General features: G+C 69.9%; 17 protein-coding genes. 11 read left to right on the top strand and 6 right to left on the bottom strand.

Annotation, left to right across the window (positions count from 1 at the left end; all coding sequences use genetic code 11):
• Nucleotides 1-68 precede the first annotated feature (68 nt).
• From ACFW16_RS02900 to ACFW16_RS02875, 6 genes are read left to right on the top strand one after another with little or no spacing between them, the layout of a single operon-like run.
• Nucleotides 69-1040 (top strand): ABC transporter permease, encoded by a 972-nt coding sequence (locus ACFW16_RS02900; protein ID WP_380301688.1) that lies wholly within the window; start codon nucleotides 69-71, stop codon nucleotides 1038-1040.
• Complete coding sequence (locus tag ACFW16_RS02895) at nucleotides 1037-1945, top strand: ABC transporter permease (protein ID WP_380301686.1); 909 nt, start codon at nucleotides 1037-1039, stop codon at nucleotides 1943-1945. The genes ACFW16_RS02900 and ACFW16_RS02895 overlap by 4 nt, the downstream gene beginning before the upstream one ends.
• Before the next feature lie 10 nt (nucleotides 1946-1955).
• On the top strand, nucleotides 1956-2930 hold the full coding sequence (locus ACFW16_RS02890; protein WP_380301684.1) for an ABC transporter ATP-binding protein: 975 nt from the start codon (nucleotides 1956-1958) through the stop codon (nucleotides 2928-2930).
• A complete protein-coding gene (locus ACFW16_RS02885; RefSeq protein WP_380301682.1) occupies nucleotides 2927-3916 on the top strand; it encodes an ABC transporter ATP-binding protein in 990 nt (329 codons plus the stop codon). Before ACFW16_RS02890 ends, ACFW16_RS02885 begins: the two co-directional genes overlap by 4 nt.
• 38 nt (nucleotides 3917-3954) lie before the next feature.
• Nucleotides 3955-5541 carry an ABC transporter substrate-binding protein gene (locus ACFW16_RS02880; RefSeq protein ID WP_380301680.1) on the top strand — a complete coding sequence of 529 codons (1587 nt, stop codon included), beginning with the start codon at nucleotides 3955-3957 and terminating at the stop codon, nucleotides 5539-5541.
• A complete protein-coding gene (locus ACFW16_RS02875) occupies nucleotides 5538-7412 on the top strand; it encodes a CocE/NonD family hydrolase (protein ID WP_380301678.1) in 1875 nt (624 codons plus the stop codon). The genes ACFW16_RS02880 and ACFW16_RS02875 overlap by 4 nt, the downstream gene beginning before the upstream one ends.
• Nucleotides 7413-7427: 15 nt before the next feature.
• Here ACFW16_RS02875 and ACFW16_RS02870 read toward each other — a convergent pair whose 3' ends face one another.
• Genes ACFW16_RS02870 through ACFW16_RS02855 form a run of 4 tightly spaced genes read right to left on the bottom strand, consistent with a single transcriptional unit; the run spans nucleotide 7428 to nucleotide 12409 of the window.
• The gene (locus ACFW16_RS02870; protein WP_380301676.1) at nucleotides 7428-9044 is read right to left on the bottom strand and encodes an ABC transporter ATP-binding protein; all 1617 of its coding nucleotides are present in this window, start codon (nucleotides 9042-9044) and stop codon (nucleotides 7428-7430) included.
• Complete coding sequence (locus tag ACFW16_RS02865) at nucleotides 9037-9960, bottom strand: ABC transporter permease (RefSeq protein WP_380301674.1); 924 nt, start codon at nucleotides 9958-9960, stop codon at nucleotides 9037-9039. The genes ACFW16_RS02870 and ACFW16_RS02865 overlap by 8 nt, the downstream gene beginning before the upstream one ends.
• Nucleotides 9961-9964: 4 nt before the next feature.
• Entirely contained in the window at nucleotides 9965-10879 is a 915-nt protein-coding gene (locus ACFW16_RS02860) for an ABC transporter permease (protein ID WP_380301672.1), read from the bottom strand.
• Between the two features lie 27 nt (nucleotides 10880-10906).
• Nucleotides 10907-12409 (bottom strand): ABC transporter substrate-binding protein, encoded by a 1503-nt coding sequence (locus ACFW16_RS02855; RefSeq protein ID WP_380301670.1) that lies wholly within the window; start codon nucleotides 12407-12409, stop codon nucleotides 10907-10909.
• Between the two features lie 322 nt (nucleotides 12410-12731).
• Here ACFW16_RS02855 and ACFW16_RS02850 point away from each other — a divergent pair, with 322 nt between their 5' ends.
• Nucleotides 12732-13877, top strand: a complete 1146-nt coding sequence (locus ACFW16_RS02850) for an exo-alpha-sialidase (RefSeq protein ID WP_380301668.1) — start codon at nucleotides 12732-12734, stop codon at nucleotides 13875-13877.
• Between the two features lie 18 nt (nucleotides 13878-13895).
• Here ACFW16_RS02850 and ACFW16_RS02845 read toward each other — a convergent pair whose 3' ends face one another.
• Together ACFW16_RS02845 and ACFW16_RS02840 are read right to left on the bottom strand one after the other, a co-directional pair.
• On the bottom strand, nucleotides 13896-14726 hold the full coding sequence (locus tag ACFW16_RS02845; protein WP_380301666.1) for a phosphoenolpyruvate hydrolase family protein: 831 nt from the start codon (nucleotides 14724-14726) through the stop codon (nucleotides 13896-13898).
• A gap of 17 nt (nucleotides 14727-14743) precedes the next feature.
• Entirely contained in the window at nucleotides 14744-15940 is a 1197-nt protein-coding gene (locus tag ACFW16_RS02840; protein WP_380301664.1) for a Tm-1-like ATP-binding domain-containing protein, read from the bottom strand.
• Between the two features lie 79 nt (nucleotides 15941-16019).
• On the opposite strand from ACFW16_RS02840, the gene ACFW16_RS02835 reads away from it, so the two are divergent.
• Genes ACFW16_RS02835 through ACFW16_RS02820 form a run of 4 tightly spaced genes read left to right on the top strand, consistent with a single transcriptional unit; the run spans nucleotide 16020 to nucleotide 19758 of the window.
• Entirely contained in the window at nucleotides 16020-16679 is a 660-nt protein-coding gene (locus tag ACFW16_RS02835; protein ID WP_380301662.1) for a GntR family transcriptional regulator, read from the top strand.
• Nucleotides 16680-16736: 57 nt separating this feature from the next.
• Entirely contained in the window at nucleotides 16737-17999 is a 1263-nt protein-coding gene (locus ACFW16_RS02830; RefSeq protein ID WP_380301660.1) for an extracellular solute-binding protein, read from the top strand.
• Nucleotides 17996-18937 carry a carbohydrate ABC transporter permease gene (locus ACFW16_RS02825; RefSeq protein ID WP_380301658.1) on the top strand — a complete coding sequence of 314 codons (942 nt, stop codon included), beginning with the start codon at nucleotides 17996-17998 and terminating at the stop codon, nucleotides 18935-18937. Before ACFW16_RS02830 ends, ACFW16_RS02825 begins: the two co-directional genes overlap by 4 nt.
• A complete protein-coding gene (locus ACFW16_RS02820) occupies nucleotides 18934-19758 on the top strand; it encodes a carbohydrate ABC transporter permease (protein ID WP_380301656.1) in 825 nt (274 codons plus the stop codon). The genes ACFW16_RS02825 and ACFW16_RS02820 overlap by 4 nt, the downstream gene beginning before the upstream one ends.
• The last annotated feature ends 3 nt before the right edge of the window (nucleotides 19759-19761 follow it).

The raw sequence follows: 19761 nt of genomic DNA, 5'->3' as shown, positions 1-19761 counted from the left end.
CCCGGCGGGCCCATCATAAGCGAACAGGGACGCAGATGCGGGACTCGCGAGGGGCTGGCGGATAGCCCATGACCGTCTTCATCATCCGCCGGCTGGTGCAGAGCGGCTTCGTGCTGCTGATCACCTCGGTCCTCGTCTTCCTCGGCGTCTACGCCATCGGCAACCCGATCGAGATCCTGGTGCCGGCCGACGCCTCGCAGGCCGAGATCGCCCAGGCGGTCCAGTCGCTCGGCCTCGACCAGCCGCTGTGGCGGCAGTACCTGACCTTCCTCGGCAATGCGCTGCATGGCGACCTGGGCCGGTCCTTCGTCTTCAACCAGCCCTCGATCAGCCTGATCTTCGAGCGGCTGCCGGCGACGCTGGAGCTGGCCTTCATCGCCCTGCTGCTGTCGCTGGTCATCGGCATCCCGCTCGGCGTGCTGTCGGGGCTGAAGGCCGGCAGCCGCTTCGATCGCACGGTGATGACCGGGTCGATCCTCGGCTTCAGCCTGCCGAATTTCTGGCAGGGCATGATGCTGATCATGATCTTCTCGGTCATGCTCGGCTGGCTGCCCTCCACCGGCCGCGGCGCCACCGGGGAGGTGCTGGGCCTGCACACCAGCCTCGCCACCTGGGACGGCCTGACCCATCTGATCCTGCCGGCGATCAACCTGTCGCTGTTCAACGTCTCGCTGATCATCCGCCTGACCCGCAGCGGCATGCGCGAGACCCTGCCGCTGGACTTCGTGAAGTTCGCCCGCGCCAAGGGGCTGACCGAGCGGCGGGTGATCTTCGTGCATGTGCTGAAGACCATCCTGATCCCGATCGTCACCGTGGTCGGGATGGAGTTCGGGTCGCTGATCGCCTTCGCCACGGTGACCGAGACCATCTTCGCCTGGCCCGGCGTCGGCAAGCTGATCATCGACAGCATCATGCGGCTCGACCGGCCGGTGATCGTCGCCTACCTGCTGATCGTCGTCGCCATGTTCATCGTCATCAACCTGGTGGTCGACATCCTCTACTCCGTGCTCGACCCCCGCGTCCGGCTGTCCGACGCATGAGCGACGCCGTGACCGCCCGCAAGCCGCTGCTCGGCGACGGCATCCTGGCCCAGGCGCTGCGCGGCATCCTGGACAGCAAGGCCGCGACGCTCGCCGCCATCGCCTGCCTGGCGCTGATCCTGGTCGCCCTGTTCGCGCCCCGGATCGCGCCGCAGGATCCCTACGACCTGGCCTCGCTCAGCATCATGGACGGCCGCCTGCCGCCGGGCAGCGAGAGCATGGACGGCTGGACCTACTGGCTCGGCACCGACGCCCAGGGCCGCGACATGCTCTCGGCGATGCTGTACGGGCTGCGCACCAGCCTGGGCGTCGGCGTGCTGTCCGGCGTCTTCGCCCTGGCCGTCGGCACCACGCTCGGCCTCGTCGCCGCCTATGTCGGCGGCAGGATCGACACGCTGGTCATGCGCGTCGTCGACCTGATGCTGGGCTTTCCCACCATCCTGGTCGCGCTGATGATGCTGGCGGTGCTGGGGCAGGGGGTGGGCAAGGTCATCCTGGCCCTGGTGGTCGTGCAGTGGGCCTATTTCGCCCGCGCCGTCCGCGCCGCGGCGCTGGTCGAGCGCGGCAAGGAGTATGTCGAGGCGGCGCAGTGCCTGGGATTGAGCCGCGCGCGCATCCTGTTCAGCCACCTGCTGCCGAACTGCCTGCCGCCAGTGATCGTGATCGGCACCATCCAGGTGGCGCATGCGATCGCGGCCGAGGCGACCTTGAGCTTCCTCGGCATCGGCCTGCCGATCACCGAGCCGTCGCTCGGCCTCTTGATCGCCAACGGCTACCAGGTGCTGCTGGCCGGGCTGTACTGGATCAGCGTGTTCCCGGGCCTGCTGCTGCTGGCCTTGATCTTCTCGATCAACATCGTCGGCGACCGTCTGCGCGAGGCGCTGAATCCCCGGCTGCAGAGGTGAGGGCCCGCACATGACCGCCCCCACGCTCAGCGTCGAGAATCTGCAGACGCATTTCTTCACCAAGGCGGGCGTCGTGCGCGCCGTCGACGGCGTCAGCTTCCGGGTCGACCGCGGCGAGGTGCTGGGGCTGGTCGGCGAATCCGGCTCCGGCAAGTCGATCACCGGCTTCTCCATCCTCGGCCTGGTCGACCCGCCGGGCCGGGTGGTCGGCGGCCGGATTCTGTTCAAGGGCGAGGATCTGGCGGCGCTGCCGGCGGAGCGGCTGCGGCAGCTGCGCGGCAACCGCATCGCCATGATCTTCCAGGACCCGATGATGACCCTGAACCCGGTCCTCAGGGTCGAGACCCAGATGGTCGAGACCATCCAGGCGCATGAGCGGGTGTCGCGGGCCGAGGCCGTGGCCCGCTGCCGCGACGCGCTGGGCCGGGTCGGCATCCCGTCGCCGGAGGAGCGGCTGCGCGCCTATCCGCACCAGTTCTCAGGCGGCATGCGCCAGCGCGTGGCGATCGCCATCGCCCTGCTGCACAAGCCCGACCTGATCATCGCCGACGAGCCGACCACGGCGCTGGACGTCACCATCCAGGCGCAGATCCTGGCCCAGGTGCAGACACTGTGCCGCGAGACCGGCACGGCGCTGATCTGGGTCAGCCACGACCTGGCGGTGGTCGCCGCCCTGGCCGACCGGATCTGCGTCATGTATGCCGGGAAGGTGGTCGAGACCGGAACGGTCGACGAGGTGATCGACCGGCCGGCGCATCCCTACACCATCGGGCTGATCGGCTCGGTGCCCGGCGACCGGCCGCGCGGCGCGAACCTGTTCCAGATCCCCGGCATGGCGCCGTCGCCGCTGTCGCTGCCCGAGGGCTGCGCCTTCCGGCCGCGTTGCGGCCGCGCCACGGGCGCCTGCATGGCGGCGCCGGAGACCAGTTGGCGGGGCGACCGCGCCTTCCGCTGCTTCCACCCGCAGCTGGAGGCGCGCGCATGACCCCGCCCCTGATCGAGGCCGCCGGCCTGGGCAAGCGCTTCACCAGGCGGCTGGACTATGCCGAGAAGGCGGCGCGCTTCCTGGGCGCCAAGGTCGAGGAGCGGACGGTGCATGCCGTCGACGGCGTCGACCTGGCGGTGGCGCCGGGCGAGGTGGTCGGGCTGGTCGGCGAATCCGGCTGCGGCAAGTCCACGCTGGGCCGGATGATGGCCGGCATCCTGCCGAAGAGCGACGGCGCCCTCCGCTGGCGCGGCCGGGACATTGACGGGCTGGCCGGCGAGGCGGCGCATGACGCCCGGCTGAAGGCGCAGATGATCTTCCAGGACCCCTTCGCCTCGCTGAACCCGCGCAAGCGGGTGCGCGACATCATCGGCGAGGCGCCGCGGGTGCACGGGCTGGTGCGCCGGCGCGAGGCCGACGGCTACGTCCAGGAGGTGATGCGCCGGGTCGGGCTGGACCCCGCCTATCGCGACCGCTTCCCGCACCAGTTCTCCGGCGGCCAGCGCCAGCGCATCGGCATCGCCCGGGCCCTGGCGGTGAAGCCGGACTTCCTGGTCTGCGACGAATCCATCGCCGCGCTCGACGTCTCGATCCAGGCGCAGATCCTGAACCTGTTCCTGGAGCTGCGGCAGGATCTCGGCCTGACCTACCTGTTCATCAGCCACGACCTCGGCGTGGTCGAGCATATCAGCGACCGGGTGGTCATCATGTATCTCGGCCGGGTGGTCGAGACCGCGGCGACCGCCGAGCTGTTCGACCGGCCGCTGCATCCCTACACCGTGGCCCTGCTGAACGAGGTGCCGCGGCTGAGCAACCGCAAGCGGAAGTTCGAGACGATCAGGGGCGAGATCCCGTCGCCGCTGCACCCGCCCGGCGGCTGCCATTTCCACCCGCGCTGCCCGATGGCGACCGACCGCTGCCGCGCGGAGCGGCCGGCGCTGCGCCCGGTCGCGCCCGGCCACCAGGCCGCCTGCCACCTGATCTGAGGCGCGGAACGCGCCCGATACCAACAGAGGAGAGCACGATGTCGATGATGCGGAAGACCTTGGGCGGCGTCGCCCTGGCCCTGGCGCTGAGCGCCGCGAGCCTCGGCAGCGCCCAGGCCGCCGAGCTGACCATCGGCACGGCGACCGAGCCTTCCGCCATCGACCCGCAATTCTCGCGCACCGGCAACAACCAGTCGATCTCGCAGCACATGTTCGACCGGCTGGTGCAGACCGACGAGAACCTGCAGGTGCAGCCGGCGCTGGCCCTGTCCTGGACCTCGGTCGACCCGACGACCTGGGAGGTCAAGCTGCGGCCCGGCGTCAAGTTCAGCGACGGCTCGGAGCTGACGGCCGATGACGTGATCTTCTCGCTCGACCGCGCCAAATCGGTGCCGAACAGCCCGGCCCCCTTCACCGGCGCGGTCGGCAGCATCGCGGAGATGACCGCGGTCGACCCGCTGACGGTCCGCTTCAAGACCAAGGCGCCGACGCCGCAATTCATCGAGCAGGTCGGCCTCGTCTACATCGTCTCGAAGAAGGCATCGGAGGGGAAGGCGACCAGCGACTTCAACTCCGGCGCCGCCGCGGTCGGCACCGGGCCGTACGTGTTCAAGCAATGGGTGCCGGGCGACCGGCTGGTGCTGGCGCCGAACCCGCATTACTGGGGCGACAAGCCGGCCTTCGAGAACGTCACCATCAAGTTCATCTCGAACGACGCGGCGCGGATGGCGGCGCTGCTGTCCGGGTCGGTCGACCTGATCGACGGCGTGCCGCCGAACGACGTGGCCACGGTCGAGAGCAGCGGCAAGGCCAAGGTCTACTCCACCACCTCCGGCCGGCTGATCTACCTGGCGCTGGATTCGGCGCGGGACCAGAGCCCGTTCGTCACCGGCAAGGATGGCCAGCCGCTGGCGGCCAACCCGCTGAAGGACAAGCGGGTGCGGCTCGCCGTCTCGAAGCTGATCAACCGCGACCTGATCATCCAGCGCCTGCTGAACGGCTCCGGCACGCCGGCCGGGCAGATCGTGCCGGAAGGGCTGGGCGGCTATGCGGCCGATGTGAAGCCCGAGGCCTATGACGCGGCCGGCGCGAAAAACCTGCTGGCCGAGGCCGGCTATGGCGACGGCTTCGGGCTGACGGTGCATTCCTCGAACGACCGCTTCGCCGGCGACGCCGACATCGCCCAGGCGATCGGCCAGATGCTGGCGCGCGGCGGGCTGAAGATCAACGGCGTGGTCACCCAGCCCTACAACGTCTATGCCGGCGCCGCCTCGAAGCAGGAATACAGCGCCTTCATCTTCAGCTTCGGCAACAGCAACAGCAACTCGGCCAACGCCCTGACCAATGTGCTGGCGACCTATGACAAGGAGGCCGGCAAAGGCGCCTTCAACCGCGCCCGCTACTCGAACCCGGAATTCGACGCGGTGCTGAAGCAGGCGCTGGCGGAGTTCGACGAGGCCAAGCGCAACCAGCTGCTGGAGCAGGCGGCGCGGATCGGCTTCGGCGATGTCGGCATCGTGCCGCTGTACTTCCCGACCGTGCACTGGGCGGCGCGGAACGGCATCACCTACCGCGCCAACAAGAACGAATGGACCCTCGCCACCTATGCGGAGGCGGCCAAGTGAGCGAGATCCAGGTGCTGCGCGACCGGATGGTCACCGTGCGCGACGGCGTGCGGCTGGCGACCGACGTGTACCTGCCGGCCGGCCACCGCATCGGCGTCGACGCCCCGCTGCCGGCGATCCTGGAGCGCACGCCCTACGGCAAGGCCGAGCTGTCGCGCTCCGAGATCGGGGTCGGGATGGACGGGCCGATGACCCGGCCGCAGGTGGCGGCGCATTTCGTCCGCGCCGGCTATGCCGTGGTCTACCAGGATTGCCGCGGCCGCCACGGCTCCGCGGGAGTGTTCACGAAGTACACCTCCGAAGGGCCGGACGGTTACGACACGGTCGAATGGATCACGGCCCAGCCCTGGTCGAACGGCAAGGTCGGCACCATGGGCCTGTCCTACGCCGCCCACACCCAGTTCGCGCTGGCCTGCCTGAACCCGCCGGGCCTGGCCTGCATGGTGGTGGATTCGGGCGGCTTCTCGAACGCCTACCATTGCGGCATCCGCCAGGGCGGCGCCTTCGAGCTGAAGCAGGCGACCTGGGCCTTCAACCAGGCCAAGGAGAGCCCGGCGGCGCTGGCCGATCCCAAGGTGATGGCGGCGCTGGAGGCCGAGGATCTGCGCGCCTGGTTCGCCGCCATGCCCTGGCGGCCGGCCCATTCGCCGGTGCGCGCGGTGCCGGACTACGAGGCCTATCTGTTCGAGCAATGGACCCAGGGGTCGTTCGGCGACTACTGGAAGCAGCTCGGCATCTATGCCGAGGGCTGGTACGACCGCTTCCCGGACGTGCCCATGGTGCTGATGTCCAGCTGGTACGACGCCTATGTCCGCACCACGATGGAGAATTTTGCCGCCCTCAGCGGCCGGTCGGCGCCGGTCAAGCTGATCATGGGCCCGTGGCTGCACGGCAACCGCAACACCACCTTCTCGGGCGACACCGAGTTCGGGCCGGCGGCGACGATCGACGGCAACGTCACCACCAGCTGGCTCGACTTCCGCCGCCGCTGGTTCGACCGCTGGCTGAAGGGCGTCGGCAACGGCGCGGAGGCGGAGCCGGCGGCGCGGCTGTTCCTGATGGGCGGCGGCAGCGGCCGGCGCACGGCGGAGGGCCGGCTGGACCATGGCGGGCGCTGGATCGCGGCGGCGGACTGGCCGCTGCCCGGCACCGTCTTCACCGACTACCATTTGCATGCCGACGGCCGGTTGGACCCGGCGGTGCCGGAGGCGGCGGAGGCGTCGATCGCCTACCAGTTCGACCCGGCGAACCCGGTGCCGACCATCGGCGGCGCCCTGACCTCCGGCCAGCCGGTGTTCGAGGGCGGCGGCTTCGACCAGACCGAGGGCGAGCGCTTCTTCGGCAGCCGCCGGCCCGGCCTGCCGCTGTCCGCCCGCCCCGACGTGGTGGTGTTCGAGACCGAGCCGCTGGCCGGGGACATGGCGGTGGTCGGGCCGATCGAGGTCCGGCTCTTCGTCTCCTCCGACGCGCCGGACACGGACTTCACCGCCAAGCTGATCGACGTGCATCCGCCGACCGCCGACGACCCGAAGGGCTTCGCCCTGAACCTGACCGATGGCATCCTGCGCTGCCGCTACCGCGACAGCTGGGAAAGCCCATCGCCGCTGGAGCCGGGGCGGGTCTACGCCATCACCATCGAGCCCTTCGCCACCGCCAACCTGTTCAAGGCCGGCCACCGCATCCGGCTCGACATCTCCTCCAGCAACTTCCCGAAATACGACGTCAACCCGAACAGCGGCGAGCCGGAGGGCACGGGGCGGCTGAAGCGGGTGGCGACCAACCGGATCCATCTCGACCGCGCGCATCCGTCCAGGATCGTGCTGCCGGTGGTGCCGGTGGAAAGCCTGGCCGGCCTGCCGAAGCCGGGCTAGGGGCCGCAGGCGGCTCTATGACGCGAGGCGCCGCGCCTCGCGCCGGGCGGCCTGCACCTGCGGGTCGGGGTCGAGCCCCGCCGCCAGCAGCGCCCTTGTATAGGGCTCGCGCGGCGCCTCGAAGATCTCGCGCACGGTGCCGCTTTCGACGATGCGGCCGGCGCGCATGACGATGACGCGGTCGGCGAAGTCCCGCACCACGGGCAGGTCGTGGGCGATGAAGATGAAAGCGATGCCGAGCTCCCGCCGCAGCCGGTCGAGCAGCGCGATGACCTGCGCCTGGACCGAGACGTCGAGCGCCGAGACCGCCTCGTCGCAGACGATCAGCTCCGGCTCCAGCGCCAAAGCGCGGGCGATGGCGATGCGCTGGCGCTGGCCGCCGGAGAACTGGTGCGGATAGCGCCGGGCGCAGTCCGGAGACAGCCCGACCTGCGCCAGCAGCTCCGCCACCCGGTTGCGCCACCGGGCTTTCGGCAGGATCCCGGGATGGATCGCCCAGGCCTCGGCGATCAGGTCGTGCACATTCATGCGCGGGTTGAGCGACTGGGTCGGGTCCTGGAACACCATCTGCATCTGCCGCCGCAGGCCGAACAGCTCCTTCGGCGGCATGGCGAAGAGGTCGCGGCCCTGCCACAGGGCCCGCCCGCCGCTCGGCGTGTCGAGCTGCAGCAGCACCCGGGCCAGCGTCGATTTGCCGGAGCCGCTCTCGCCGACGATCGCCAGCGTCTCGCCGCGATGCAGGGCGAAGGAGACGCCGTCGAGCGCCCGATAGCTGCCATAGGCCTTGGCGACGCCGTCCACCGCCAGCAGCGGCGCGCCGGCCGCCGGCTGGTCATGCATCCGGCCCTTGCCGCGCGCGGCCCCGATCAGGCGCCGGGTGTAGGGGTGGCGCGGGTGGTGATAGACCTCCGCGGCGCTGCCGGTCTCGACGATCTCGCCCGCATTCATCACCACGACGCGGTCGGCGACCTCGGCCACCACGCCCAGGTCGTGGGTGATCAGCAGCAGGCCCATTCCGGTCTCCTGCTGCAGCTCCTCCAGCAGCGCCAGCACCTCCGCCTGCACAGTGACGTCGAGCGCCGTCGTCGGCTCGTCGGCGATCAGCACGTCGGGCTTCAGCGCCAGCGCCATGGCGATCATCAGCCGCTGGCGCTGGCCGCCGGAGAACTGGTGCGGGTATTTGCGCAGCGCCGCCTCCGGATCGGGGATGCCGACCCGGCGGACCAGCGCCAGCGCCCGGCGGGATGCCGCGTCCTTTGCCTCGCCATGGGCGGTCATCGCCTCCACGATCTGCCAGCCGACGCTGTAGACCGGGTTGAGATGGCTCAGCGGGTCCTGGAAGATCATGGCGATGCGCCGGCCGTTGATCCGGCGCCGCTCCTCGGCCGGAAGCTCGAACAGGTTCCGGCCCTCGAACAGGATCTCGCCGCCGGTGATCTCGCCCGGCGGCCGGTCGATCAGGTCCAGGATCGCCGAGGCCGAAACCGATTTCCCCGAGCCGCTCTCGCCGAGGATGGCCAGGGTCTCGCCGCGGTCGAGATGCCAGCTGATGCCCTTGACGGCATCGACGACGCCGCCCGCGGTGTGGAAGCGGACGGCGAGGTCGCGGATCTCGAGCAGGTGCTCAGCCATTCGTCTTCGCCCTCGTCTCGAGCCGCCAGCGCTGCACCGGGTCGAGGGCGACGCGCAGCCAGTTCGACAGCAGGTTCAGGGACAGGGTGGTCAGGATGATGGCCAAGCCCGGCCAGAAGGCGAGCCACCACGCGTTGCGCAGGTACTCCCGCCCCTGGCTGACCATCAGCCCCCAGGTGATCTCCGGCGGCTGGATGCCGATGCCGAGGAAGGACAGCGAGGATTCCGCCAGCATGACGAAGGCGAAGTCGAGCGTGGCGATGGTCAGGAGGGTCGGCAGCACGATCGGCAGGATGTGGCGCAGGACGATGCGCCGGTGCGAGGCGCCCATCACCTTCGCCGCCTGCACGAACATGCGCTCGCGGATCTCCAGCACCTCGGCCCGGGTGGTGCGCAGATAGACCGGGATGCGGGTGATCGCGAGCACGATCACGAGGTTGGCGACCGAGGGCGCCAGCACATAGAGCACGACCACGGCCAGCAGCAGCGACGGGAAGGACATGATCACGTCGGCCAGCCGCATGATCGCCTGGCTGGTGCGCCGGCCGCCATATCCGGCGACCAGGCCCAGGGCCGCGCCCAGGACGGCCGAGCACAGCACCGCGCCCGCCGCCACCGCCAGCGTGTTCTGCGCCGCCACGACGATGCGCGCGAGCAGCGGCCGGCCCAGCGCGTCGGCGCCGAGCACGAACAGCCAGCCGCGGCCGAGCGAGAAGGGCGGCGCGTTGCGGCCGCGCAGATTCTGCGCCGACGCGGCTTCGGTCAGGAAATGCGGCCCCAGGATCGCGCACAGCACGACCACGACCAGGACGATCGCAGCGGCGAAGGCGAGCTTGTCCCGCCACAGCATGCGCAGGACGCGACCGGGCGACCAGGCGTCCGGAGCGGGAGCCGTCGCGGGCGGCGCGTCGGCCACGGGACTACTGCCGGATGCGGGGATCGAGGACGGCATAGGCGAGGTCGATCAGCAGATTCATGACGAAGATGGCGACCGCGGTCACCGTGATGGCGGCCAGGATGACGTTGAAGTCGCGCTGCAGGATGGCGTCGATCATCAGCTTGCCGACGCCGGGGAAGCCGAAGATGGTCTCGACCACCACCGCGCCGTTCAGCAGGGCCGCCGCCTGGTCGCCCATCACCGTGATCACCGGCAGCACGGCGTTGCGCAGCGTGTGGACGAAGATGATGGAGGTGTTCCTGACGCCCTTGGCGCGCGCCGTCTTCACATAGGCCGAGCCGAACGCGGACAGCATCGACCCGCGCACCACCTGCACCAGGAGGCCGAAGGGCCGGATGAACAGCACGGCGATCGGCAGGATCCAGTGCCACGGCGTGCCGGTGCCGGAGGTGGGCAGCCAGCCGAGATTGATCGAGAACAGGACGATGGCGACGATCGCGATCCAGAAATCCGGCGCGGCCGCGGCGACCAGGGAGACGGTGGAGGCCAGGCGGTCGAAGGCGCCGCCGATGCGGAAGGCGGCCAGCGACCCGACCGCCACCGCCGCCGCCATCACCAGCGCCATGGTGATCAGTGCCAGCTGCAGGGTCCAGGCGAAGCCTTCGAGCACCACGTCGATCGCCGGCCGCGCCTTGCGGATCGATTCGCCGAAATCGAGGTGCAGCAGGTCCCAGAGATAGCGGCCGAACTGCAGCAGCAGCGGGTCGTCCAGGCCATGGATCCGGCGGAACTGGTCGCGCATCTCCTGGGAGGCGTCGATCGGCAGGAACAGCGACGTCGGGTCGCCGGTCAGCCGCGACAGGAAGAACACCAGCACGATCAGGCCGACCAGGGAAGCCAGGCTGGCCAGCGTGCGCTGCCTCAGGAGTTTCAGCATTCCCGGTCCGCCTTCTGCTGGGATCGCCTATTTGAAGCCGATCTCGGCGAGCTGGAGCTGCGAGTTGGTGGCGATGGTCGGCTTGAAGTCGATCCGCTCGTTCACCCGGGCGAAGCTGACCATGTGGAACAGCAGCACGTCCGCCACCACGTCGTCGTGGAGATAGGCGAACAGCTGGGACCACAGCCTGGCGCGCTCGTCGCCGGAGGCGGCGCTGGCCTTCGCGATCAGCTCGTCGGCCTTCGGGTCGCTGATGCCCGACTGCCGGCCTTGCGAATGGTACTTGAAGTACATCGAGAAGACCGGATCGCCCTTGGCGTTGTCGTGCTGCGCCGCGACCAGCTGCGGCGCGCGGCCTGCCGGGTAGGGCTTGGAGTAGAGGCCCTCGAACTCCGCCACCTCGTGCATCTTCAGGTCGACGTTGAAGCCGGCTTCCTGGAGCATGCCGAGCAGCGCCTCCATCACCTCGGTGACGTTCGGGAAGGTGTTGGTGCGGCCGACCAGCTCCAGCCTGGTGTCGACCGGCACGCCGTCGGCCTTCGCCTGGGCCAGCAGGGCCTTCGCCCCGTCCAGGTCATAGGCCGGTGCCTTGACGTCCTTGTTCCAGCCCAGCGTGGTCGGCGGGACGATGGCGGTCGCCAGCTCCGTCCCCTTCGGCAGGATCGTGCCGATGAAGGCCTCGCGGTCGACCGCCATGTTCAGCGCCTGGCGCACACGCTTGTCATTCAGCGGCGGCATCGAATGGTCGAGCCGCAGGTAGAAGGTCTCGGAGTTCAGATAGGAGAAGTCGGTCGCGGCGTTGGTGGCGTCCTGCTCCGAGATCGACGGCGCGATGTCGGCCTCGCCCGTCTCCACCATCGCCGCGCGGACGGCGGAGTCCGGGCGGAACACGTAGGTCGCCCTGGTCACGGCCGGCGGCTTGCCCCAGTAGCCGTCGCGGCGTTCGAGGACGATCCGCTGCCCGGGCGTCCATTCCGACAGCGCATAGGGGCCGGTGCCGACCGGCTTGCGCGTGAACTCGACCGGCGTCTCGGACGGCACGATGGTCAAGAGCGACATCAGCAGCGGCAGGATCGGCTGGGCGGGGTCGGTGGTGATGTCGACGGTGTGATCGTCCACCACCTGGGCCGAGATCGTCATGCCGCCGAAATAGCGCGCCGCCTCGCAGCTGATCTTGTCGCTCAGGGCGCGCTCGAGCGAGTGCTTGACGTCATTGGCATCGAAGGCCGTGCCGTCGGAGAAGGTGACGCCCTGGCGCAGATGGAAGCGCCAGGTCTTGTCGTTGACCGCCTCCCAGCTCTCCGCCAGCCGCGGCGCCAGGCCCTTGCCGCCGCTCACATCCAGCTCGGTCAACGTCTCCGAGACATTCTCCAGGATGATGCGGCCGATGTTGGAGCGCGTCGCCATGCAGGGCTCGACCAGGTCGACGTCCTCGCCCAGCACGATGGTGACGTCGGACTTCGCCTGCGCGAAGGCCGGGCCGAAGGACAGCACCGCCAGCGCGGCGCCGATCAGCGGAAATCTGGGCAACACCCTTGGCCTCCCTGACGATGGTCGTTCCGGCATCCGGGCGCGGCGATGCCGCCGAGGATTCCCGCATGCCCGCCTTCCTGTTGCCCGGACTATGAGGTTTCCGGCTGCGTGTTGTCAACTTGTGGTTTTTTGGTTGCGCCAGTGAGGTTCATCACATGGTGGAGAGTGTATTTAACGATTTGAAATAGAAGATAATTTATTGGATCCGATGTCTCGGGAAGTCGGCGATACAACTTGACAACCGATTGCCCGGCCAGCATCGTGCGGCCCATTCACGATCTGGGAGGGACCGTTGAGCCCCGATGAGATTGCCGCGCGCATGACGGGTGTCGTCGCCCCCGGTCCGGCGGGGCGGCTCGAGGCCTTCCTGCCGTCGCCCGTGGCGCAGAACCACGCCGCCTTCCTCGCTTTCCTGCCGGATGGTTCGCTCGCCTGCGCCTGGTTCGGCGGCACCATCGAAGGGGCGTCGGACATCTCCATCCGCGTCTCGGCCCTGGCGCCTGGCGCCGCGCAATGGACCGCCCCGCTTCAGGCGAGCGGCGATCCCGCGCGGTCCGAGCAGAACCCGGTGATCTTCACCGATCCGGACGGAGGCGTGGCCCTGGTCCACACCGCGCAGCCCGCGGGCAACCAGGACGAATGCCTGCTGCGCTGGCGGGCGCTCGACCTCGCCGACGGGCGGCTCTCCGCCGGGCCGGCGCGCGAGCTCGACCTGCCGCGCGGCAGCTTCGTGCGGGCGCCGATCGTGGTGCGCGACGACGGCGCCTGGGTGATGCCGGTGTTCCGCTGCGTCGGGCTGCCCGGCCGGCGCTGGACCGGCAGCCACGACACCTCCGCGCTCGCCGTCAGCCGCGACCGCGGCGAGAGCTGGGATCTCACCGAAATATCCGGCTCGGTCGGCTCGGTGCACATGACGCTGGTGCCGCTCGGGGGCGGGCGCGTCGTGGCCTTTTACCGCCGCCGACAGGCAGATTTCGTGCACCGGTCGGACAGCCTGGATGGCGGGCGCGCATGGTCGGTGCCTCAGCCCACCGACGTGCCGAACAACAACTCCTCGATCGTCGCCATCCGCCTGTCCGACGGCCGTGTCGCGCTGCTGTGCAACCCGTCCTCGGCCGCCACCTCGCAGGACCGGCGCCGGTCGCTCTACGACGAGATCGGCGAAGGCGATTCGCGCCCCGACGCCGAGGGTGGGTGCTCGCCGGTCTGGGGCGTGCCGCGCGCGCCGCTGGCCCTCTGCGTCTCGGAGGATGAGGGCCGCAGCTTCCCCCTGCGCCGGATCGTCGAGGACGGCCCGGGAACCTGCCTGACCAACAACTCGCTCGACGGCCGCAACAGCGAGCTGTCCTATCCGGCCCTGCTGGAGGGGCCGGACGGGGCGCTCCACCTGGCCTTCACCTGGCACCGGCGGGCGATCAAGTATGTGCGCCTCGCCCCCGGCTGGATCGACGGATGCGGGGCCTGAGCCGGAGCCCCGGCCCCGTCAGAACGTCACCTGCTTGAAGGCGCGGGTCTGGGCGGTGAGGGCCTGCTCGGTCGGCAGCCGCTCCATCGAGCTGGCGCCGTAGAAGCCATGGCAATGGCGGCAGCGCTGCAGGACGTAGGCGGCGTCCTCCGGCGTCGCGATCGGCCCGCCATGGCACAGCACGATGATGTCCGGGCGGACCGCCAGCGCCGCCGCGGCCCAGTCGTCGACCAGGGCGACGCAGTCGTCCAAGGTCTTGGCCGTCTCGGCACCGATCGCGCCGCCGGTGGTCAGGCCCATATGCGGCACGATGATGTCGGCCCCGGCCTCGGCCATCGCCACCGCCTCCGCGGCCGAGAACACATAGGGCGTGGTCAGGAGATCGAGGGCGTGGGCGCGGGCGATCATCTCGACCTCCAGCCCATAGCCCATCCCGGTCTCCTCCAGGTTCTGGCGGAAGGTGCCGTCGATCAGGCCGACGGTCGGGAAGTTCTGCACCCCGGCGAAGCCCATGGCCTTGAGCCCGGCCAGGAAATGATCGGTCAGCAGGAACGGGTCGGTGCCGTTGACCCCGGCGATGACTGGCGTGTGCTTCACCACCGGCAGCACCTCGCGGGCCATCTCGACCACGATCTCGTTGGCGTTGCCATAGGCCAGCAGCCCGGCCAGCGAGCCGCGGCCGGCCATGCGGTAGCGGCCGGAGTTGTAGATGACGATCAGGTCGATGCCGCCGGCCTCCTCGCATTTGGCGGACAGGCCGGTGCCGGCGCCGCCGCCGACGATCGGCTCCCGCCGTTCGACCATGCGGCGGAACCGGGCCAGGAGGTCGGCGCGGGCGAAACGGGTCATCCTATCGGTCCTTCGGATCACGGGGTGACGATCGCCCGGAACTCGCGCACCAGCGCGGCCGCGAACTCCGGGTCGTTGATGTGCAGCGGCAGCTCGATCAGCCGCCGGTCGGCGGTCTGCCGCAGGTCGCGGCGCAGGGCCTGGAACAGGGCCTCGTCGGCGGCGGGGTCATGGAAGGGCTGGCCAGGTGCGTCGATGGCCGAGACGCCGCCGAGCGGCAGCAGGAAGCGGACCGGCCCGGGACAGAGGTTGAGCCGCGCGGCGATCCAGGCGCCGATCGCCGCATTCTCCTCCGGCGTCGTCCGCATCAGCGTCACCTGGGCGTTGTGGACATGCAGGCGCCGGCCGCGGAATTTTTCCGGCACCGTCTCCATCGCGCCGAAATTCACCATGTCGGCGGCGCCGGTCGACCCGACATAGGGCAGGCCGGTGCGGGCGATCGCGCCGAACCGGTCCTCGCTGCAGGCGAAGACGCCGCCGACCAGGAAATCCGCGACCTCGGTGGTGGTGGCGTCGATCACGCCGCGCAGGAAGCCGCCATCGGCCAGCTTCTCCATCGATTGGCCGCCGGTGCCGGTGGCGTGGAACACCAGGCAGTCATGATCCTGCTCCAATAAGCGCCGGGCCTCGGTCACGCAGGGCGTGGTGACGCCGAACATGGTCATGCCGATCGCCGGCCGGTCGGCCGCGCCGGGAGCGGCCCGCCATGTCGCCATGCCGGCCACCGCATGGGCGGCGTTGGCGATCACCCGCCGGCTGATGGCGTTCAGCCCGGCGATGTCGACCACCGAATGCATCATTGTGATGTCCGTCGCCCCGACATAGGGCGCGACATTGCCGGAGGCGACGGTCGACACCATCAGCTTCGGCAGCCCGACCGGCAGGGCGCGCAGCGCCGCCGTGACCAGCGCGGTGTTGCCGGTGCCGCCCAGCCCCAGCACGGCGTCGATGTCGTCGCGCGTCGCCAGATAGCGCGTCAGCGCGGCCGCCATCGCCGATACCGCCACGCCGCGGTCGGTGGCGCCGAGCACCGCGGCCACTCCGTCCGGGTGGTGGCCGGCGACCTCGGCGGCGGTCACATCGGCCTCGTCCCCGCCGCCGCGGGTGCCGACATCGACCAGCTGCGCCGCCGCGCCGGCCGCCCGGATGCAGTCCCGGGCATAGGCCAGCTCCGCCGCCTTCGTGTCGCAGGTCCCGATCACCAGCACGGCCATGTCTTGCCTCCCTGTTCTTCGATTGCCAAAAGCATATTGCATATTGTGTATTATTCACAAGCCGGATAGGGTTGCCCTCATGAGCGCTGAAAAACATCTCACCCTCCGCGAGCGGATCCGCGACGAGCTGGTCCGGATGATCGTCAGTGGCGAGCTGCCCGCCGGGGCGGCGATCGACGAGAAGAAGCTGGTCGAGCGGCTGTCGACCAGCCGCACCCCGTTCCGCGAGGCGATCGGCACGCTGGAGCGGGAAGGGCTGATCGAGATCCGCCCCTATCGCGGCTTCTTCGTGCGCCAGCTGTCGCGCAAGGATGTCGAGGACCTGTACGACCTGCGCGAGACGCTGGAGGCGATGGCCGCGCGGCGGGCGGTCGAGCGCGCGACGGACGGCGACATCGACCGGCTGTCCGCGATGCTCGACCGCGCCGTCCAGGCGCTGCGGTCGGACGACATGGCCGCCTATGCCGCGGAGGACCGGCGCTTCCACGAATTCATCGCCGAGCTGTCGGATAATCACGCCCTGGTCGACACGCTGTCGCGCCTGGCGCTGCAGATCCAGATGTGCCGGGTGATCGCCAACCGCAGCCGGGACTTCGCCGAACGCGCGGCGGCGGAGCGCGACCGCATCCTCGGCGCCTTCCGCCAGCGCGACGCCGGCCTCGCCGCCCGGCTGATGGCGGAGCACATCGCCGATGTCCGCCAGTCGGTGATGGCGCAGCTGATGGCCGAAGCCGGCTGACCGTGTCGGGCCGGCCCGTCAAGAGGCGCGGCCCGATCAACAAGGGAGGATCTGGGAATGCTGAGACGTCTCGGCCTGTGGCTGGCTGTCGCCGCCGCCGGCATCGCCACGGGCCCCGCGCCGGCCAGGGCGGAAATCCTCAAGATCTGGGGGCCGGAGCAGATCACGGATCCGCTGATCGGCGATCTCTGGAACGGCCTGAAGGCCGATTTCGAGACGGCCAATCCCGGCGTGACGGTGGAGTTCATGGTGCCGACCGGCACCATCTCCAACGGTGCCGTGCAGGCGGCGATCCAGTCCGATGCCGGGCCCGACCTGGTGCTGACCAATTCCGGCGTCGGCCGGGTCGGCATCGTCGCCAAGGCCGGGCTGGTGGTGCCGCTGACCCGCTATTACGACGAGCGCGGCTGGAAGGCGCAGCTCTACCCCTGGCTGTACGACACGCTGAAGGGCCAGTTCGGCGGCGAGATCTACGAGATCCCGGACGGGCTCGACGTCATCGGCGTCTTCTACCACAAGGACATGTTCGCCGAGCATGGCTGGACCATGCCGGACAGCTACGAAGGCTTCCTCAAGCTGCTCGGCGAGATCAAGCAGGCGGGCATCCAGCCGCTGACCGTCGGTCCGCGCAACAACGCCAATGGCGGCCACCTGTTCGGCAACCTGCTGCAGGTGACGGCGGGCCGGCAGGTCGTCGGCGAGGTGCTGTCCGGCAAGCGGCCCTGGACCGACCCGGCCATGGTCAAGGGGGCGCAGCGCCTGGTCGACCTGGTCGCCGCCGACTACGTCCAGCCGCAGATGGTCGGGCTGGACCTCGACGCCGCCGCCCGGCTCTGGTTCACCAAACGCGCGGCGATGATGGTGGCCGGCCCCTGGTTCACCAACAACGCCCGCAAGGCCGGCTTCGACATGGCCAATGCCGGCTATGCGACGATGCCGTCGGACATCGCCGGCGAATCCCTGGCCACCGGCGGCGTGGGCTGGAGCTGGATGCTGCCGAAGACCTCGCGCCATCCCGACCTCGCCCTGAAATGGCTCGACTACATCCTGTCGGATGCGGTGATGACCCGGCGGGCCTCGCATGCCAGCAGCTGGATGGTCTATCCGCGGGCCCTGGCCGGCCTGAAGCCGACCCAGCCGGTGCTGGCCGGCGTCTTCGCCGCGGCCGACAAGGGCGTCGGCTTCAACCCCAGCGTCTACATGCCGGGCAATGTCCTGGAGGCCTACATGCAGGTCATCCAGGGCCTGATCGGCGGCCAGATCGGGGCCGAGGCGGGCATGGCGCAGATCGACGGCCAGATGCGGCAGGCGGCGAAGTGACGGTGCTGCCCGACAGCGCGGCGCGGCGGGCGCGGCGCGGGGGCCGGCTTCTGGCCGGCACCGCCCGGCCGGGCGGGGAGGGGCTGCGGGCCGCCATCCCGTTCCTGCTGCCGGCGGTTGGCCTCTACGCCCTGTTCACCCTGCTGCCGATCGCCGACACGCTGCGCCTCAGCGTCACCGCGTGGGACACCGGCGCCGGCGCGGCGGCGGGCGCCGGCCTGCAGAACTACGCCCGGCTGGCGGGCGACCCGATCTTCTGGCAGGCGCTGCGCCAGACCATCGTCTGGCTGGTGCTGCATCTGGTCTTCGCCGGGGGCTCGGGCTTCGCCCTGGCGCTGGCGATCTCCGGGCTCAAGGCCGGGCGGATCTTCTACCGCTGCGCCTTCTTCCTGCCGCATGTGGTGTCGCTGGCGGTGGTCGGCGTGATCTGGAGCAAGATCTACGACCCCTATTTCGGCCTGATCAATGGCGCCTTCTACACCCTCGGCCTGGACAGCCTGGCCCGGGGCTGGCTGTCGGAGCCGTTCCTGGTGCTGTTCTCGATCAACATCGCCAGCAGCTGGCAGGGTTTCGGCCTGTACATGCTGCTGTTCATCGCCGGGCTGCAGGGCGTCGACCGCACCCTGTACGACGCGGCGGAGGTGGATGGCGCCACCGCCTTCCAGAAGCTGCGCCACGTCACCATCCCGGGGCTGCGCGAGGTCATGACCTTCGTCGCCTCGCTGGCCCTGATCAACGGCTTGAAGGGCTTCGCCACGATCTGGGTGATGACCCAGGGCGGGCCGTTCTACCGCAGCGAGCTCCTGACCACCTACATCTACAAGCTGGCCTTCCAGCTGCAGGACCACGGCCGCGCCGCGGCGCTGTGCGTCGTGCTGAGCCTGATGGCGATCGCCATCACCGTCGGCTTCAACCGCTGGCGGGAGCGGGTGCGATGAGCCGCCGCTCCGACCGCTGGCGGGCGCTGGGCCTGCTGCCGCCGCTCGCCTTCCTGCTGGGGCCGTTCCTGTGGCTGCTCGCCTCCAGCCTGAAGACCGAGGCCGAGATCGCCACCGCCGATCCCTTCGCCGCGCCGGACCGGCTGATGTGGGTCAACTATGTCGACGCCTGGCGGATCGGGTCGTTCGGCGAGCTGATCCTGAACAGCCTGGCCAATGTCGCTGCGGTCGTGGTGCTGATGATCCTGGTCTGCGCTCCCGCCGGCTATGCCTTCGCCAAGATGCGGTTCCGCGGCAGCGAGGCGCTGTTCTACCTGCTGGTCCTCGGCCTGACCGTGCCGATCCAGGCGATCGTCATCCCGCTGTACCAGCTGCTCTCCGGCCTCGGGCTGCTCGACAGCCTGGCCGGCATCACCCTGGCGCAGGTCGGCAACGGCATCCCGTTCGGCGTCTTCCTGATGCGCAACTTCTTCCGCAACGTGCCGCATGAGCTGCTGGAGGCGGCGCGGGTCGACGGCTGCGGCCATGGCCGCATCCTGCTGCGGATCTTCCTGCCGATCTCGGCCCCCGCGGTGCTGGCCCTGGTGGTGATCAGCGCGCTGGGCACCTGGAACGACTTCTTCCTGCCGCTGGTGGTGCTGATCTCGCCCGAGGTGCAGACCCTGCCGCTCGGCCTGGTCCGCTTCGCCGGCACCTATTCGACCGATCACCGCCTGGTCTTCGCCGGCACGGTGATCTCCTTCCTGCCGATCGTACTCCTCTACATCGCCACCCAGCGCCGCTTCACCGAAGGCCTGACCCAGGGTGCCCTCAAGGGATGACCG

This window comes from Inquilinus sp. NPDC058860 (assembly GCF_042743185.1).
GTDB lineage: Bacteria > Pseudomonadota > Alphaproteobacteria > DSM-16000 > Inquilinaceae > Inquilinus.
This window is presented reverse-complemented; position numbering and strand designations above follow the sequence as displayed.